Annotated in this window: 10 protein-coding genes; 8 read left to right on the top strand and 2 right to left on the bottom strand. The window is 43.3% G+C overall.

Annotated features, from left to right (window positions below; genetic code table 11):
• The first annotated feature begins 14 nt into the window (after window positions 1-14).
• The 3 genes from B2400_RS00975 to B2400_RS00965 are packed head-to-tail and all read left to right on the top strand — an operon-like array spanning window position 15 to window position 6,283.
• On the top strand, window positions 15-3,257 hold the full coding sequence (locus tag B2400_RS00975; RefSeq protein WP_286651497.1) for a SusC/RagA family TonB-linked outer membrane protein: 3,243 nt from the start codon (window positions 15-17) through the stop codon (window positions 3,255-3,257).
• An 11-nt stretch (window positions 3,258-3,268) separates the two neighbouring features.
• Window positions 3,269-5,077 carry a RagB/SusD family nutrient uptake outer membrane protein gene (locus tag B2400_RS00970; protein WP_149525495.1) on the top strand — a complete coding sequence of 603 codons (1,809 nt, stop codon included), beginning with the start codon at window positions 3,269-3,271 and terminating at the stop codon, window positions 5,075-5,077.
• Window positions 5,078-5,083: 6 nt separating this feature from the next.
• Complete coding sequence (locus B2400_RS00965) at window positions 5,084-6,283, top strand: glycoside hydrolase family 88/105 protein (RefSeq protein ID WP_246172513.1); 1,200 nt, start codon at window positions 5,084-5,086, stop codon at window positions 6,281-6,283.
• 64 nt (window positions 6,284-6,347) lie between these two features.
• On the opposite strand, the gene B2400_RS00960 is transcribed toward B2400_RS00965, so the two are convergent.
• The gene (locus B2400_RS00960; protein ID WP_286651498.1) at window positions 6,348-8,126 is read right to left on the bottom strand and encodes a hypothetical protein; all 1,779 of its coding nucleotides are present in this window, start codon (window positions 8,124-8,126) and stop codon (window positions 6,348-6,350) included.
• A 50-nt stretch (window positions 8,127-8,176) separates the two neighbouring features.
• Window positions 8,177-8,350: a hypothetical protein gene (locus tag B2400_RS00955; RefSeq protein ID WP_187773999.1), complete on the bottom strand. Its 174-nt coding sequence runs from the start codon at window positions 8,348-8,350 to the stop codon at window positions 8,177-8,179.
• Between the two features lie 538 nt (window positions 8,351-8,888).
• Here B2400_RS00955 and B2400_RS00950 point away from each other — a divergent pair.
• Genes B2400_RS00950 through B2400_RS00930 form a run of 5 tightly spaced genes read left to right on the top strand, consistent with a single transcriptional unit; the run spans window position 8,889 to window position 17,735 of the window.
• The gene (locus tag B2400_RS00950) at window positions 8,889-11,501 is read left to right on the top strand and encodes a glycoside hydrolase family 88 protein (RefSeq protein ID WP_286651499.1); all 2,613 of its coding nucleotides are present in this window, start codon (window positions 8,889-8,891) and stop codon (window positions 11,499-11,501) included.
• Between the two features lie 21 nt (window positions 11,502-11,522).
• Window positions 11,523-13,013: a tagaturonate reductase gene (locus B2400_RS00945; RefSeq protein ID WP_286651500.1), complete on the top strand. Its 1,491-nt coding sequence runs from the start codon at window positions 11,523-11,525 to the stop codon at window positions 13,011-13,013.
• 4 nt (window positions 13,014-13,017) lie between these two features.
• Window positions 13,018-14,664 (top strand): UxaA family hydrolase, encoded by a 1,647-nt coding sequence (locus tag B2400_RS00940; RefSeq protein WP_286651501.1) that lies wholly within the window; start codon window positions 13,018-13,020, stop codon window positions 14,662-14,664.
• An 11-nt stretch (window positions 14,665-14,675) separates the two neighbouring features.
• Entirely contained in the window at window positions 14,676-16,076 is a 1,401-nt protein-coding gene (gene uxaC, locus B2400_RS00935; protein ID WP_286651502.1) for a glucuronate isomerase, read from the top strand.
• A 39-nt stretch (window positions 16,077-16,115) separates the two neighbouring features.
• Window positions 16,116-17,735: an NADP-dependent glyceraldehyde-3-phosphate dehydrogenase gene (locus B2400_RS00930; protein WP_293930220.1), complete on the top strand. Its 1,620-nt coding sequence runs from the start codon at window positions 16,116-16,118 to the stop codon at window positions 17,733-17,735.
• Window positions 17,736-17,921 lie beyond the last annotated feature (186 nt).

Below are 17,921 nucleotides of genomic sequence, written 5' to 3'. Positions count from 1 at the left end.
AAATTACAAACAATATGAAATATAAGTCGACCAATCAAAGACTGTCCAAGTTCCTGGGCTTGTCTTTGATGTTCCTCATGTTGCTGTTCTCGACTGCGTATGCGCAGCAGAGTACCTTGCAGGGACATATCTTGGATGATCAGAACAACCCCATACAGGGGGCGAGCGTTCAGGTGAAAGGAAAGCAAGCTAGTGCGCAAACTGATGCTACAGGTAAATTTGAAATAGCGGCCCAAACCGGAGATGTTCTACAGATTTCTTATGTAGGATTTGAATCTAGGGAATATACCGTTGCCTCAACCGCAAACATTCGGATTCAACTTACCTCTGATGAACAGAACCTCGACGAGGTCGTGGTCATTGGTTATGGAACGAGTCGTAAAAAAGACTTAACAGGTGCCGTGGGTTCGATTAAAGGTACGGAAATACAGCAAATACCTGTGACAACGGCAGCCCAGGCGATTACCGGAAAGATTGCTGGGGTGAACGTGGTCACACAAAGTGGTGCACCTGGTGCAGGGGTGAATATCCTTGTTCGTGGTGGTACATCGATTACAGGTTCTACCTCGCCGCTTTATGTCGTCGACGGCTTTGTTATGGATGACGCTCTAACAAAAATCGATATACAAGATATCGAGAATATCGATATCCTCAAGGATGCGTCGGCAACAGCAATCTATGGTGCCCGCGGTGCAAATGGAGTGGTCTTAATCAGCACAAAGTCTGGTGCTGCCGGCCGTACTTCGCTGGATTATAACGGTTATGCAAGTTTTGAAGGTCTGAGCAAAAAGCTGGATCTGCTATCTGTGGAAGACTATGTCAAATATCAATATGAATTTCAGACCTTGGGGGGGAATCAACGCGCCTACGCACAGATGTATGGTGGCGACCCTGCAGCCCCGGATTTTGCATCGACAGCATATCAACGCATTCACAGTGACTATGCAAACCGTGCTGGCATCGACTGGCAGGATGAGGTCTTTGGCGGTCAAGCCGTATTGCAGAACCACAACCTCAATTTGTCTGGCGGAAATGAGAAAACCAAGTTTATGGTTTCTTACAATCATACTGGGCAGGACGGTATTCTTGCAAAATCTGGCTTCAAACGGAATAGCGTAAGAGCGAAGGTAGACCATCAATTGAATAAAGCTATTCAATTGAATTTCAGCTCTATGTTACAAGATGCACAGACCGAAGGCGGTGGTTCTTTAGGAGGGATGTTGAAGATGTCAATCTTACAACCAGCAACCGGTGGTGTCCGTTTTACCGATGAAGAACTTCTTTACTCTGACATCGCAGAGGAATTGCAGGCTATAAACTCGCAATATGACGTTTATAACCCTATTATTATGAATGATGCATTGAATCGCTTGAGAGCGGCGCGCTTAGCGAATGTAAATGCTGGTGTGAGCATTAAATTCTTGCAAGACTTCACTTTCCGTAGCTCAGGAACTTATCAATGGGAACAAACAAGAAATGATTTCTGGGATGACGGACGAACAATGAATGCTCGTAATAATCGCGGACCGTATGGCTCCATCCGCAATGCGGAAGGTTATGAATGGCAGTGGACAAATACGGTGTCCTGGTTAAAAGATTTAGGCAAGCATCATTTGAACCTATTGGCAGGTCATGAAGTTCGTTATGAGGAAAGCCAAGGATTGGGTCATAGCTATTACGAATTCCCGGAAAGCAACTTTGGATTAAAAGATGTCAGTTTAGCGGGACGCACCGAGCGTGGCGAGTCTGACGCAAGTCGCTATGGTCTAGTGTCCGGCTTCTTCCGCGCAATCTATAATTTCGATGATCGATTCCTAGTCACTGGTACAGTGCGCTCAGATGGAGTTTCAACTTTCAATACAGGGAACAAATGGGGAGCATTTCCCTCGGCATCTGCCGCATGGAACATACACAACGAAAGTTTTATGAAAGATCAAACATTCATCAATCAGTTAAAACTGAGAGTAGGATACGGTACGACAGGTAATGATCGCATTGGCAGTACGCGCTATGCAACTCTCTACGGATCTACGGTCGTTGCAATGGATAATTCCGTGTTGGTAGGTGTTAAACCATCTGGCACCTTGGGAAATCCCAATTTACGATGGGAGAAGACCCAAACAACAAACCTAGCTTTAGATGCAATTTTCTTCAACAACCGTTTGATGTTCACGGCTGATGTCTATCAGAACGAATCAAAAAACCTGTTACTGGAAGCCAATATTCCAACTTCGACAGGCTACAGTAAGCAATTTCAAAACGTCGCAGCATTGCAGAACCGAGGTGTCGAATTGAGTTTATCCAGCGTCAATATCAAGAAAGATGACTTTCAATGGAGAAGCAGCCTCAACATGACGTTCAACCGTTCCAAAGTAACCAGTTTATTCGGAAGCGCCGGAACGGATCGTATGATTACTTCTTATGAATCTAGAGTTAGTTTCTTGACGGAGGTTGGAGGACCTGTTAGCACATTCTACGGATATCGTTATGACGGCGTATATACCACCGACGATTTCGATCAACAAGCCGATGGTTCGTATAAACTGAAAGACGGTGTTGCCTCATTAAAAGGAAAGAACCGAGCGAGCATCAAACCGGGAGATGTTAAGTATCTACCTACTGCTGGTCAAACCGATGCTAACGGCAATCCAGTTTGGTCAGCAGATGATCGTACAGAAATCGGAAGGGCAGAGCCTAAATTCTTTGGCGGATTAAATAATGAGTTCGCTTATAAAAGTTTCGATTTAAGTATTTTCTTGAATTTTGCCTATGGGCACCAAGTGTTCAATATGAATACCCAACGTTTTATGGGGCCATATTTGCCGAACCAAAATTCTATGGGTATCATGAACAATCGATTCACACTGATCGACCCAAATACAGGATTGGAAACGAAAGATTTAAATCGCCTAGCAGAATTGAATCCAAATCAGGCCGACGAAAGACAGATTTGGAGCTTAAACTCGCCGAACAATATTGCGATTTCCGATCCTATAGATTATTATCTGGAAGACGCGTCCTTTTTGCGTATAAATAACATTACGCTAGGATACACGCTGCCAAAAACTTTAACTCAACAAGCCAAGATTCAACGCCTTCGTGTGTATCTAACGCTGAATAACATCCATACGTTCACCAATTATTCGGGATATGACCCCGAAGTTGCTGCTAGCGGATCCTTGCTGACCCGTGGCGTCGATAACTCGGCTTATCCGAGAACAAAGAGTGTGGTTGCGGGATTGAATCTATCATTCTAATGAATATCATCATGAAAAAAATATCCATCATATTAGGACTTGCGATTGCTCTTAGTAGTAGTTCTTGTAAGGATTTCCTGGAATTGCCATCAGAAAAGGACTTCGATAGCTCAACGATTTTTGAAGATCCAGGGAAGGTCGAAATGGCCATATTAGGAGCCTATACCAGTACTTTCAATGCCGAATTATTTTATCAATTCGGAATGGGTACTGACGAATGTATTTCAACAGAGGGCGAGACAAACTCAAAGAATCAAGTGTCGAATTATGTATATAGTCCGGCTATCGCGCCCAACTCCACTTATAGTGCGATGTACGCAGGCGTTGAGCAAGCGAATGTATTGATCAAAAATATCCCTTTGATGTCGGTATCAGATGAAGCGACAAAAAAGAAATTAGACGGCATCCTCGGTGAAGCGTACGCCATTCGCGCGAGCAATATGCTCAATGTCGTTCGATATTTTGGCGACGCCCCTTACCCGACGATCCCTGTGGTAGATATGCCGAACTTTTCATCGTCGCGTGTTAGCCGCGATACCATTATTGACGGCTGTGTTGATGATTTGCAGAAGGCGATTAGCCTCTTGCCTTGGAAAGGGGAGTCTGGTCTGCCTGTAGAGCGTATTTCTAAGAATGCTGCATATGGGTTGTTGGCTAGGGTTGCTCTTTATGGGGCTGGATATTCCTTGCGTTGGGACTTGAACTCCTATGCGGCTTCTTCAGTGAAATTAGCAAAACGCACGGATGCGAATCGCATCCAAGAACTTTACACTATAGCGCGCGATGCTTGTAAAGCTATTGTCGATCGTGGCGAAAATACGCTGGTTAGCTACGAGAGCATTTTCAGAGATTTAGTAAACGGAAGATACAATAATGAGAGTATGTATGAATACGGGCAAAAGACTGCCGATAGGAACGAGCTGCGATTAGGTTATACCAATGGCATCTTCGCACATACCAATTCATTCTATAACAAATCGCAGCCAGCCATGGCGGCATTTCCGACTTATTATTTTGAGTTTGCTGAAGGCGATACCCGCCGAGATGTAACGATTGCGAATTATTCCTTAAGTGCTGATAGCTTGCACCAAATGAATACCTATGCAAGCAATAGCATTGGCAAATTTCGTGTAAACTGGAAGGGAGATGTTGGTGTTTCGGCAGCACAACGCGATATCAACTGGATACACTTACGTTATGCAGATGTCCTGCTGATGTATGCGGAAGCGGAAAATGAATTAGCAAATGGTCCAACGCCGGTTGCGAAAGAGATGTATGAAAAAGTACGCTTGCGAGCATTCAATCAGGATCGCAGCAAGATAGGGCAGACGCCATCCGATTACCAATCTTTCTTGGATGCTATTATTCAGGAGCGCAAACTCGAATTGGGATTCGAAGGATGGAGACGAACCGATCTGATTCGCTGGGGCGTGCTGACGGAAAAACTTACGGCTGCGAAAATGGACTTAATGGATCTTGCAAACCACAGCGGCAAGTACGCGTCGGTACCTAGATTCCGCGCTTATTTAAAAACTGCAGCTAAAGTCTTCAACGATCCGGCGGTTGCTTTAGCTTTCGAAGGATTTGTGACGGAGCCCGATGCAGCAAAAAAGGCAGACCTTGCGGCAAAGAAATATACGCTGCTTGATATGTATAGCGCCAATTCAGCATTTTACGCTAATGCATTAACGGCAAATGCTACTTGGGTACAAAATATATTCAGAGGGTTAGAAAAGAATAAAGTAGAACTGTTGCCGTTGAGTACTGCGACCATGGATGCAAATCCAGGATTGCAAGGACAACAGCATCCGCTGTACTAAAGTTTGATGAAAATGACACTTACCATAAAACGGGAATTATTAATAAGCAGCTTGATAACCTGCTTATTACTGATTCCTTTTCTTCAGGTATCGGCACAAAAATCGAATATGCCGCTATATGAGCAAGTTGCACAGTCAGAGATGAAACGTTTCCCCGAATTGTGGCAATTAGATCACGGCAAGCGACTTTATTTTGCGTATTCCCAAGGCTTAGGTGCACTTGCCTTTTATAAACTGTATGAGAAAACGAAGAACGAAGTTTACTTCAATTATGTAGAAATGTGGATGGATAGTCTCATTGATAATAAGGGCGAAATCTATTTATACAAGCCGGAGGACTTCCATCTGGATTTTATCAATCCAGGGAAATTGCTTTTTTCCCTGTACGAGAAAACAAAGAAGGAGAAATATGCTTTGGCAATAGAAAAACTTATGGATCAGCTAAAGAAGCAACCACGTACTCCCGATGGGCTATTTTGGCATAAGGATATTTATCCGAATCAAGTTTGGCTGGACGGCCTATACATGGCGTCTCCCTTTTTGACGTCCTACGCCAAGTATAAAAATGAACCAAAATATTATGATGAAGCGCTAAACCAGATATTAGGGGCTGCAAAACATTTATACGATCCGAAAACTGGCTTATATTATCATGCTTGGGATGCAGCGAAAGTGCAACCATGGGCCAATCCTGTAACAGGTCAATCGCCTAGTTTTTGGGGACGAAGCATAGGTTGGTGGTTTATGGCATTGGTTGACGTGTTAGACGACTTACCCAATGATAATCCGCGAAGAGAAGATGTATTAAAGATCATTCGTGATCTTGCCGAGGTCCTGCCAAGATATCAGGACGATGAGGGACTCTTTTGGCAAGTGTTGGATAAACCGAAAGTTGACAAGAATTACCAGGAAGCATCGGTCAATAGCATGTTTTTGTATGCTTTTGCGAAGGCAGTAAACAGGGGATATATAGCGCCGGAATACAGGAAGGTCGCAGATGGAATTTTATCGGGCTTGCAAAAAAAGCTATTGCTAAAAGACAAGGATGGCTCTTGGAACTTACATCAATGTAATGCTGTCGCTGGTTTAGGCGGCAGTGGAAATCGCGATGGAAGTTTTGATTACTATGTTAATGAGCGAATTCGTTCCAACGATATTAAAGCGACTGCACCCTTGATTATGGGGTTGATGGAAATGGATAAATAATATTGAGAAAAAAGAAAGGGGCCAATGTTATAAGTTTGGCCTCTTTTTTAATATATCTAATTGTCTATTTTCTCACGCAGCGAACGCTAGCTAAGCGAGCTGAGCTCATCGTTTGGTTTTGCAGTATCATGGCTTGATTAGTGCTGTAAGACAAAGTCGCAAAAGTTCCGGGAGTTTTTGTTCTCCAATAACCTTTTGTACTTGTGTACCAGAAAGCGCTATTCGGATAAAAATCCATGGTGTTGGCACTGCTGGATAATTTATAGCCGACGGGGGTAAAAATCAGATTTCCGTGAGGATGACCAGGATAGCCCTCGGCTGTAGTCGTTGGGATAATGTACATATACCAATTGGAGCCTTCTACACCTATATTTTTGGACGTTAAGTTTCTTAACTCATTCACTTGCGCAACCGTCGGTAAATCCCAAGTGCCCTCCGGATACATCAATTCACAAAGATTCTTCCCTGTCGATCCGATTGAATATACATCACTCGTAAAATAATCCGTTGTCGGAACGCCTGCTGTCGTTCTATATAGAGGATTGTCGTAACGCATTTTATATTGCCAAAGTTCCGCAGGTGTCAATTTACCATTGGCATCCCTCCAGGTATTACTTCTTGCCCATTTTGTTGCACCTATAGTTATGGCCGACTCAACCAGTCTGATCGAAACAAAATAGCTTTTTCCAGGCATAGCAACAAAGGTTGGGAATTCAAATGTTTTACCATAAAAGTGTCGTTCAACGTATCCGATAGATCCATCAGCGTCTGCCAAACGTTGACTGGTTATTTTCAATGTGTCAATGGATACAACCAAACTGCGTGAGGTTGCTCCGTCAGTTGGGGTGTAGAAAGTGTACCTTCGCTTGGTATTCTCGTCCAACACCGTGTCAACATCTAAGGGGACTTGATAAGCCGCGTTATGATGAACATATACGTTTTTAGTAGCGATCGCTGTAGAAATATTTTGCAAGGTGGCATCGCTCAATCTGAAATTTCCGGATACAACTCCGCTATTGTCTTTGAATTTTACATTGGCGTGCGTAATAGGTGCAAACAGTCCACGAGAATTTACTTCCACAATAATTCGTGATGTTTTACGCGCTAAGACTATTCCGTTAATTAAGTTTTGACCGTCCTTTATATTATTAGTGGTGATGATTCCTGTTGCATAGGCGAAATCCTTACGTGTGCTTGGATTATTTCCTGTCGGATCCACTGGAACGGTACCTGTAGCTTGATTGAAGGCTGGAATAGGACTAGTATTATTGTTCGTATAAGCATACCAACGGTATTTGGTATTTCTATTTGCAGGAATGGATATCGCCGCAGTTCCGACCTTGCCTTCGGCCTGTCCCACGTAGGTGACCTGATTTCCGCTTGCGTCGGCCGTATAAAGTACCACGCGGTAAGTGGTGCCTGGCGCTAGATCGGTTGCTGTTCCAGCTGCTGTAATCCCACCTGAAGAAGACGCTCGATTTGAGGATGTGCTTATAATCCTTTTTTCTTTCTGATAGGAACTAGGCAGCTCCTCTGAAATGGTCATCATTGCATCTACGTCACCTAAGCTGACGATCTCACTTTGTACAGTTACTTTTTTTAGTTGTTCACGACTTGATCCTGACGATTTTGGCTCTCCGGAGCCACTATTTTGATCAACAGGTTCTATATCCTCTATCGCATCAAGTGGGAAGACGATCACGGTCTCATTTTTTGCTACGTAGGGCTCCTCTATTTTACTATCGGAACCTGATTTTTTACAACTCGTTAATAACAATAAGAAAGCGACTTTAAAGGTCAACAAAAAAGTGATGCGTCCATATAGAAATGAAGGGTTATTCATTGGCGTTATTAATAGATTTTGTTTTTTAGTGTTTTATTTATTGCTCGAAACTACATGTCGTAGTTCTTATAACTGCCATTTGGCGCGCTTTCCCATTCTTCAATCTTGGGCGTATTACCCGTGTTGCCGGTATTGATCGTAGCGGAGCTCGTCCCGATAGACTCTTCCATTTCTACGGTAATACAAACAATAATGGGTTGAACATATTTTAGCTTCGAGCACATAAAATTTTATTGCTGTTTAATATAATCAGTGTGATTGCGGGATTAAATGCAATAATAGATAGACTATTCGTTTAAAGCTTGTAATATTTCTTAGAGATTATTCGTTATTGAAAAATTTGTAGATAACAGGTAATAATTTTGTAGGGATTAATTTCATGTATCATTAGTTAATGAAAAATTATTATTAAGTATAAATCCCGTTTCTTTGCTATATTTTAAATATCAAAGTCTAAAAACCAACTTGTAGATCATTAATTGGTAAAGTCAATACTTTAAATTTATGAATCTCGCAATTATCCTATAAAGGAATAATTGTTTGAGTTATGTAAAATTTCACAAGAATAGAATAGCAATCGTTTGTAACGACAGGGAGATGTCTGGCTTTCTGAGAGATTTCGAAGATCTTTTTCACTCGGTTTTCAATACGCTATGAACGCAAACGATGTCGGCATCGTTTGCGTTCATTTTTCTAGTATTCCCTATTATAAATTAGGAACTTGAGTTTAGAAAATAGAAATAGACCTTTTACATCTCACCTATGCGACACAGATTTGTTTTTTCGATTTTGACTGCGATATTGATTTTCGGCATGTGTAGCTTTCTGGTTCAGGAACGGAAAAAAACCATTTGGATGATGGGGGATAGTACGATGGCGATAAAGGCGGAGAATAAGCATCCGGAAACCGGCTGGGGCGAAGCATTTGCCAATTTATTTAATGAGAACATCCGCATAGAAAATCACGCTAAGAACGGTAAGAGTACCCAATCCTTTATTAGGGAGGGACGCTGGGATTCGGTGTATCGGGGTATTCAAGCTGGCGATTACGTGTTTATTCAGTTTGGGCATAACGACCAAAAGATAACAAAGCCTAACCCGGAATTATTTATACCTCAGTATAAGGCTAATTTAGCCATGTTCGTAAAGGGGGTCAGGGAGAAGAAAGGAATTCCTATTCTGATGACACCAATTGCTCGACGCCATTTTAAAGATGGACAACTATTGGAAACGCATGGGGATTACCCCAATGCAGTTATTCGTGTAGCTGATAGCTTAGGGGTCGACTATATCGATATGACCAAAAAAACGTCACAGCTTTTAAGGAGCCTTGGCGATGGGGCATCTAAACATTTGTTTTTACATCTGGATAAGGGCCACGTAAATTATCCGAACGGCGTTGAAGATAATACGCATCTTAATAAGAATGGTGCTATGCAGTTGGCGAACATTGTTGCGGAGTCGCTTCGGGAACAGCATATCGCTTTAGCAAGCGATTTGAAACGCGCAAGCTCGTTAGCAACCTTGCCGTTGTCGGAGCAAATGGCGCGGTCCGCGATGGAAAAATTATTTCAAGACAATAGTTTTACGGATACGGTGAAGGGACCAAAATGGACTTATGATATGGGCGTGGTTCTAGAAGGAATCACGGAGGTTTGGAGAAACACTGCCGATGCACAGTACTTTAACTACGTACAGCAATGGATGGATCGATTTGTTATGGAGGACGGGCATATTCGTAATTATCGGGCCGATGAATATAATATAGATCATGTCAAGAACGGACGTACCTTATTGATGTTATACGAAGTAACCGGGAAAAAGAAATACCTAGACGCTAGTCATTCCCTATTTAATCAGTTAAAGACGCATCCACGCACCAAGGAAGGTGGGTTTTGGCATAAGAAAATTTACCCCTACCAAATGTGGTTGGATGGTCTCTATATGGCACAGCCTTTCTATGTTCAATACGCTGGAATTATGGGTTTGCCGGAGATCTATGAAGATGCAGTCAACCAGTTTACCTACATGGAAAATCATGCTAGGGATCCGCGTACCGGCTTGTTGTACCATGGTTGGGATGAATCTAAAAAAGAACGCTGGTCCAATCAGAAAACAGGTACCTCCGCACACTTTTGGGCAAGAGGGATGGGTTGGTTTTCGATGGGTTTAGTCGATGTACTCGATTATTTTCCGCAAGATCATCCCAGAAGAAAGGAACTTATTGCAATCCTTCAACGGACGATGGAGGCTGTGCGCAAGGTTCAGGACCCTAAAACAGGCGTATGGTATGATATCGTTGATCTGCCAAGCCGAGCCGGTAATTATGTGGAAGCCTCTGCGTCTAGTATGTTCGTCTATGCTATGGCCAAGTCGATTCGTAAAGGTTATATATCAAAAGCTTATCAAAAGAGTCTGGAGCGAGCATATCAAGGTTTATTAAATGAATTCGTCCGTCCTTCGGGCGATGATCGCGTCGATCTAATCAAGGTCGTGGCAGTTTCCGGTCTAGGTGGAAAAAAATATAGGGACGGAAGTTTCGACTATTATATGAGCGAACCAGTCGTTGCCAATGATCCAAAGGGTGTCGGAGCTTTTCTACAGGCTTCAGCGGAAATGGTAGCATTCCATGCGAATAGTAAACAAAAGTCTTTTCAGGTGGTATTGGATAATTATTATAATAACGAATACAAGAAGGCTGTAGACGGCTCCATGCGCCCATATCATTACCTATGGGACGGGCAGGATAATAATGGGTTTTCGTTTCTAGGAAGGGTTTTCGAAGAACAGGGAGCTGAGCTAAAGACCCTTCGCGCGGCGGGCACAAAGCATAACTTGAAAGACGCATCAGTCTACATTATCGCAGACCCGGATACGGAAAAAGAAACGGAGCGCCCAAACTACATGGATGAGCAGCAGGCGAATGAGATTGCACAATGGGTTAAGCAGGGTGGCGTGTTGGTACTTCTATTGAACGATCAGGGTAATTGCGAATTGGAGAAAACAAATTTGCTAGCGCAAAAGTTCGGTTTACAGTTTCAATTGGATAGTAAGAATCGGGTTAAGGGGAGGAACTTCGAAGAAGGTGCTATCATCATTCCTGCGGGAAATGAAGTCTTCAAGACGACTAGGAAGATCTATGTCAAGGAACTGAGTACGATTTCTGTGGAAGCTCCGGCAAAAGCCTTACTAAAACATCAGGCTGATGTGGTTATGGCGACCACAAAATATGGTAAAGGAACCGTTTTTGCCCTCGGTGACCCCTGGCTATATAATGAGTATGTAGACGGGCGTAAGCTTCCTGCAGAATTTCAGAATTTTCAGGCAGCACAGGAATTGGTTTCCTGGTTGAAAGAACAGATAAAGAAAGATTAAACAATAATATTGGATGTCAATATGATAGTAAGTAAAAATATAATCAGCGAGCTGAATGCGGCAAACGTAATTCTGCCGTCTGCTGAAAGCTTTGATTATCCGGAAAAGGTAATACAATTTGGTACTGGCGTATTGTTGCGTGGGCTACCGGACTTTATTATCCATCAGGCAAATCAGGCGGGGGAATTCAAAGGTCGCATTCTCGTTGTTCAGTCAACGGGCTCAGGTGCCGTAGAAAGCTTTGCAAAGCAAGATAATCTCTATACGTTGGCAATAAACGGTTTGGATGGCGGAGAAATTCGGGAAGAATTTGTATTGATTAATGCAATTTCCAGAGTATGTGCAGCTTCCTCTCAATGGGAGGAAATTTTAAAATCCGCCGAGAACGAGGACATGCAAATCTTGATTTCCAATACAACTGAAGTTGGGATTGTGGCAAGCGCGGATACGGTTCAAGAGATGCCGCCATCTTCCTTTCCGGGTAAGGTATGTGCCTATCTTTACCGTCGCTACAAACACTTTAATGGAGATTCGTCCAAAGGGATGGTCATTCTGCCAACAGAGTTAATAGACAATAACGGTAAGCAGCTAAAGCAGTTTGTTTTGGAGGCTGCCGACCGTTCGGGACTAGAAGCGGACTTTTTGAATTGGTTGGAAACGGCGAATGACTTCTGCGACACCTTAGTAGATCGCATTGTACCGGGGAAACTAAATGCCGAACAGCAGACAAAGGCACAGCAGACATTAGGCTACGAGGATGACTTAATGATTATGGCCGAGCCCTATTATTTGTGGGCTATCAGTTGTAATAATGAACGAACAGCTCATAAATTGAGCTTTGCTGAGCAGCATGCATCAGTCCATTTGGTACCTTCTATCAAGAACTTTAAAGAGATTAAGCTACGCCTGCTGAATGGCACGCATACCTTCAGCTGTGCTGCGGCAATAATCGCCGGATTTAAAACGGTGAAGGAAGCTATGGAGGATAATACTTTTCGGCGATTTGTGTCGAGCCTGACGGAAGAGATTATTTCCTGTATGGACGACCCGGATTTAAATAAGGAAGAGTTAGAACGTTTTGCCCGTCAGGTATTGGATCGTTTCGCGAACCCTTTCTTAGAACATCGCTGGGAGAGCATTTCATTGAACTATACGACAAAGATGCGGATGCGAAATGTCCCATTACTTTTGAAGAGCAAAGAACGAGATGAATGCCCTTTGTCGAGCATGAGTTTAGGCTTTGCTGCCTATGTACTTTTTATGCGCAGCAAGGAATCCGCTGGACAATATATACAAGACGCCTATGGTTCAAGTATCACACTTCAAGATGATCAAGCCGGGAAATTATACGCCTATAGTCAGCAGGGACATGAGGGATTAGTGAAATTATTGGAAGATCAGGATTTGTGGGGAGCAAGTTTGATGGATATCTCCGGTTTTGCAGAACAAGTGCAGCGAGACAAACATGCTATCGTACAGAACGGGTTTTTAAAAGCATTTGAAGAAAAGTAAGATCATGCAGCAAAGAATTATTCAATTGGACCCACTTGATAATGTGTTGGTCGCATTACAGGATTTATCACAGGGTGAATCTATCATTTTCCAAGGGGAGACTTATAAACTAAAAGAAGATATTCCCGCCAAGCATAAGTTTTTTATGCGTGATATGGCGGCTGGGGAGTCAATCCTAATGTACGGAGTGTTGGTTGGGAAAACGCAATACGCGGTTTCTTCGGGTGAACGCATGAGTACCGAAAATACAAAGCATGCAACGGATGGATACGCTTACAGAGCCTTTGACTATCAATGGCAGCCGCCTAACGTAGGCCGGTTCAAAGATAGAACCTTCAGAGGTTATGTGCGGTCGGATGGGCGAGTGGGGACAGCAAACTATTGGCTATTTATACCTACTGTTTTTTGCGAAAACCGAAACCTCGACCTTATTAAGGAGGTTATGCATGCGGAGCTAGGCTACTCCGTTAGTGCACCATTTCGGAATTATACGCAAGCGTTGAAAGAGGCCTATCTGAAGGGTGATGCTTTGATGAATGCTTCCTTCGACGAGTTAGCACAAGCAAAACCAGATACGCATCGTTTATTCCCGAATATCGACGGTATTAAATTCCTTACCCATCAAGGTGGTTGCGGTGGTACACGACAGGATGCTGTTGTACTCGGGAAACTCTTAGCGGCTTATGCCGATCATCCGAATGTAGCTGGTATCACCATTCTAAGTTTAGGTTGTCAAAATCTGCAACTCAAGGAACTTATAGAGGAGATCAAGGTTCGTAATCCACACTTCGATAAGCCGTTGTTCAGTTTTGAGCATCAGGAAGGATATACGGAAGAGGAAATGGTACGCTTGGCGATTGCAAAGACTTTTCAAGGCCTAGTCGCTGCCAATCAGGTCGAACGGGAAGAGGTGAGCTTAGATAAGCTGGTTTTAGGGGTGAAATGTGGAGGGTCGGACGGTTTTAGTGGCATCTCGGCAAATCCCGCTGTGGGCTATGCTGCAGACTTGTTGGTTGCTTTGGGCGGAAAGGTATTGCTCGCAGAATTTCCTGAGCTCTGCGGTGCTGAACAGAATCTGATCGACCGGACGATAGAACCTGATGCAGCGAAGAAATTTATCAGTTTGATGCAGGCTTATAGCCAATCAGCCGAACGTGTGGGCTCGGGTTTTCATATGAACCCCTCTCCGGGTAATATCCGCGACGGATTGATCACTGATGCGATCAAGAGTATGGGCGCGGTGAAAAAAGGCGGGACGGCGCCGATTGTGGATGTACTGGATTACACGGAACCAGCGCAAAAAGCAGGGTTGAGTTTGGTCTGTACCCCGGGCAACGATGTGGAAGCAACGACTGGAAAAGCAGCTTCCGGGGCAACATTGATCTTGTTCACAACGGGCTTGGGAACACCTACAGGCAACGCAGTGTGTCCAGTGATCAAGGTTTCATCGAATACTGCTTTGGCAAAGCGGATGCCGGATATCATCGATATCAATACCGGACCGGTAATCGAAGGTGAGAAGAGCATTGAGCAAATGGGTGAGGAGATATTAGAATATTGTATACAAGCAGCTAGTGGAGTGATTGTTCCGAAAGCTGTGCTGTTAAACCAAGACGATTTTATTCCATGGAAACGTGGAGTTAGTTTATAAAAACAACAACAATGAAAGCATTTTTAGATCAAGATTTTCTGCTTCAAAGTGAAACCGCGAAGAAGCTTTATCATGAATACGCCAAGCCTCTAGGAATTATAGATTATCACAATCATCTTATTCCAGAGCAGATTGCAAATAATACGCAATTTGAAAATCTAAGTCAGGTATGGTTAAACGGCGACCACTATAAGTGGCGCGCCATGCGAACGCACGGTATCAACGAGCAATATATAACAGGGGATGCTTCGGATCGGGAGAAATTCCGTAAATGGGCGGAAACCGTACCCTATACGATGCGAAACCCCTTATATCATTGGACGCATTTGGAATTGCAGCGATATTTCGGTATTACCGAACAATTAAATGCTGATTCTGCAGATCGCATTTTCGATCAAACAGCGGAGCAGTTGAAGGATTCCAGTCATTCAGTCCGCGGCTTGTTGAAGATGATGAACGTTGAAGTGTTGTGTACGACGGATGATCCGTTGGATAATTTGGAACATCATCAAGCATTTGCGAAAGAGCAGGAGAGTTTCCGAATGCTTCCGGCATTTAGGCCTGACAAAGCGATGCAGGCAGAAAATGTGGAAGCGTTGAATGCCTACATCAATCAGTTGGAAACTGTTGCAAACGTATCCATCGACGATCTGCAAGGCTATTTAGATGCTCTAAAGGCGCGTCATGATTATTTTGCTGAAAACGGGGGTAGTATATCTGACCACGGTTTGGAACAAGTTTATGCAGCAGATTTTACGGAATCTGAGATTAATCAAATCTTTTCGAAAATTCGCCAAAACTCATCGTTGAGCGAGGATGAAATAATAAAGTTTAAGTCCGCTATGCTGCTGTATTTTGCGCAGTGGGATCATGAAAAGGGCTGGGTGCAGCAATATCATTTAGGCGCATTAAGAAATAATAATGCTCGTATGTTAGAGCAGAACGGACCGGATACCGGTTGGGATTCCATCGGTGATTTCGTGCAGGGAAAAGCCCTGTCAAAGTTTTTCAATAAATTAGACTCAAAAGATCAATTAGCCAAGACAATTATCTATAATCTGAATCCGGCAGATAATGAGTTGTTTGCAACGATGATCGGGAACTTTAATGATGGGTCGGTGCGCGGAAAGATGCAGTTTGGCTCTGCATGGTGGTTCTTGGATCAAAAAGATGGGATGACCAAACAAATCAACGCCTTATCAAATATGGGCTTGTTGAGCTGTATGGTAGGTATGTTGACCGATTCTCGCAGCTTTCTGTCTTTCCCTAGGCATGAGTATTTCCGTCGTCTATTATGTAATATTTTCGCTGAAGATATAGAAAACGGCGAACTGCCAAATGATTTAGAATGGGTAGGAAAGTTGGTTTCAGACATCTGTTATCATAACGCAAAGCAATACTTTAATTTTTAAAACCTACTACAAAATTTTAATCAACCTAAACCAAATTCAATGGAACTCGATTTAGAGAACTTATTTTATCGGGAGGAAGACATTCCTGCCGAGTTTGCCCTGGATGAAGAGATTCATCAGCGGGAGTTTTTAAGCAATGGTACTATGCATGCTTGGTCGGGCAAAAGCAGCGAGGTATTCTCGCCTATCTGTATCAAGACCAAGGATGGATTGGTACGAAAGCGTATCGGTAGTTATCCCGTTTGTACCGAAAAGGAGTCGATGGAAGCACTCGACGCAGCCGTGAAGGCTTATGATAACGGCCGTGGAATATGGCCGACGATGAGTGTTGCTGATCGAATTGCATGTGTGGAGCAATTCACAAAAAAAATGATTGCGAAACGCGATATCGTCGTGAAGCTGATCATGTGGGAAATCGGAAAGTCTTTCGCAGATTCGCAAAAAGAATTCGACCGCACAGTCGATTATATCTATGCGACGATCGATGCGCTTAAGGACTTGGATAGAGATAATTCACGTTTTCAGATTGAGCAAGGTATTATTGCACAGATACGTCGATCGCCCTTAGGTGTGGTTCTTTGTATGGGGCCATTCAACTATCCTTTGAATGAAACCTTCACAACGCTTATCCCGGCATTGATTATGGGAAATACCCTGTTGTTCAAGCCACCTAAGCATGGAACTTTGTTGCACTATCCTTTGTTGGAGGCATTTCAAAGTTGTTTCCCTAAGGGCGTAGTCAATACCATTTATGGCCGAGGAAACACCATTGTGCCGCAGTTGATGCAGTCAGGGCAAATAAATGTATTGACCTTGATCGGTTCAAGTCGGGTGGCGAATGAACTCAAAAAATTGCATCCGAAAGTCAATCGTCTTCGAGCGATTTTGGGGCTGGATGCAAAGAATGCGGCCATCATCAGTAAAGATGCTGATTTGGATTTGGCAGTAAAAGAGACGGTTTTAGGGTCGCTTTCGTTTAATGGACAACGCTGTACAGCATTGAAGATTATCTATGTGCATCGCAGTATTGCAACAGCTTTCTTAAATAAGCTATCGGAAGAAGTCGAAAAACTGAAATATGGTATGCCTTGGGAGAAGGGTGTCGTTTTAACGCCATTACCGGAACCGCAAAAGCCTGCTTATTTAAAGGAATGTTTGGATGACGCGCTTGCCAACGGGGCGAAACTCATCAATCCTCATGCTGGGGAAACCTTAGAGTCTTTCTTTTATCCAGCAATCGTTTATCCGGTAAACGAAAAGATGAAATTGTATCGAGAAGAACAATTCGGTCCGGTGATCCCTGTCGTTCCTTTTGATGATTTGGAAGAGCCGATCGAGTATTTGATCGGATCGCCGCACGGGCAGCAGGTCAGCATATTTAGCAATAAAACCGAAGTGATTAGTTCATTAATTGATCCACTCGTCAATCAGGTGAGCAGGGTGAATATCAATGCGCAATGTCAGCGCGGTCCGGATATATTTCCATTTACCGGAAGGAAGGATAGTGCGGAGGGGACATTGTCTGTTTTCGATGCGTTGCGTTCTTTCTCCATTCGATCTTTAGTAACCACCAAGGATACACCCGAGAATAAAGCGCTGATCAATAAAATCGTTGAAGACGGCACTTCGAACTTCTTGAGTACCAAATTTATTTTTTAGTACCTCGATTTACACATAGGTTTATATTAGCAAGATTGGTCCTTTTATAGATGGGAAGAACCAATCGATGAAGGTGTCTAAAAAGGCACCTTCTTCTGTTTTATAGCTTTTGCGATTTCATTACTGTTTTCATTTTTGAGTTTTAAGCAGTAAGTCGATATTTTATGGTTTTAACGCTCCTGACTC

This window comes from Sphingobacterium sp. UBA6645 (genome assembly GCF_002455685.1).
Lineage (GTDB): Bacteria > Bacteroidota > Bacteroidia > Sphingobacteriales > Sphingobacteriaceae > Sphingobacterium > Sphingobacterium hotanense.
Note: the sequence above shows the minus strand (reverse complement) of the source record. Positions and strands in the feature narration are given on the sequence as shown.

What these genes read in the sequence shown, in the direction of transcription:
- B2400_RS00975 (WP_286651497.1), top strand. Translation starts at nt 15, where the DNA reads ATGAAATATAAGTCGACCAATCAAAGACTGTCCAAGTTCCTGGGCTTG.
- B2400_RS00970 (WP_149525495.1), top strand. Translation starts at nt 3,269, where the DNA reads ATGAAAAAAATATCCATCATATTAGGACTTGCGATTGCTCTTAGTAGT.
- B2400_RS00965 (WP_246172513.1), top strand. Translation starts at nt 5,084, where the DNA reads ATGAAAATGACACTTACCATAAAACGGGAATTATTAATAAGCAGCTTG.
- B2400_RS00960 (WP_286651498.1), bottom strand. Translation starts at nt 8,126, where the DNA reads ATGAATAACCCTTCATTTCTATATGGACGCATCACTTTTTTGTTGACC.
- B2400_RS00955 (WP_187773999.1), bottom strand. Translation starts at nt 8,350, where the DNA reads ATGTGCTCGAAGCTAAAATATGTTCAACCCATTATTGTTTGTATTACC.
- B2400_RS00950 (WP_286651499.1), top strand. Translation starts at nt 8,889, where the DNA reads ATGCGACACAGATTTGTTTTTTCGATTTTGACTGCGATATTGATTTTC.
- B2400_RS00945 (WP_286651500.1), top strand. Translation starts at nt 11,523, where the DNA reads ATGATAGTAAGTAAAAATATAATCAGCGAGCTGAATGCGGCAAACGTA.
- B2400_RS00940 (WP_286651501.1), top strand. Translation starts at nt 13,018, where the DNA reads ATGCAGCAAAGAATTATTCAATTGGACCCACTTGATAATGTGTTGGTC.
- uxaC (WP_286651502.1), top strand. Translation starts at nt 14,676, where the DNA reads ATGAAAGCATTTTTAGATCAAGATTTTCTGCTTCAAAGTGAAACCGCG.
- B2400_RS00930 (WP_293930220.1), top strand. Translation starts at nt 16,116, where the DNA reads ATGGAACTCGATTTAGAGAACTTATTTTATCGGGAGGAAGACATTCCT.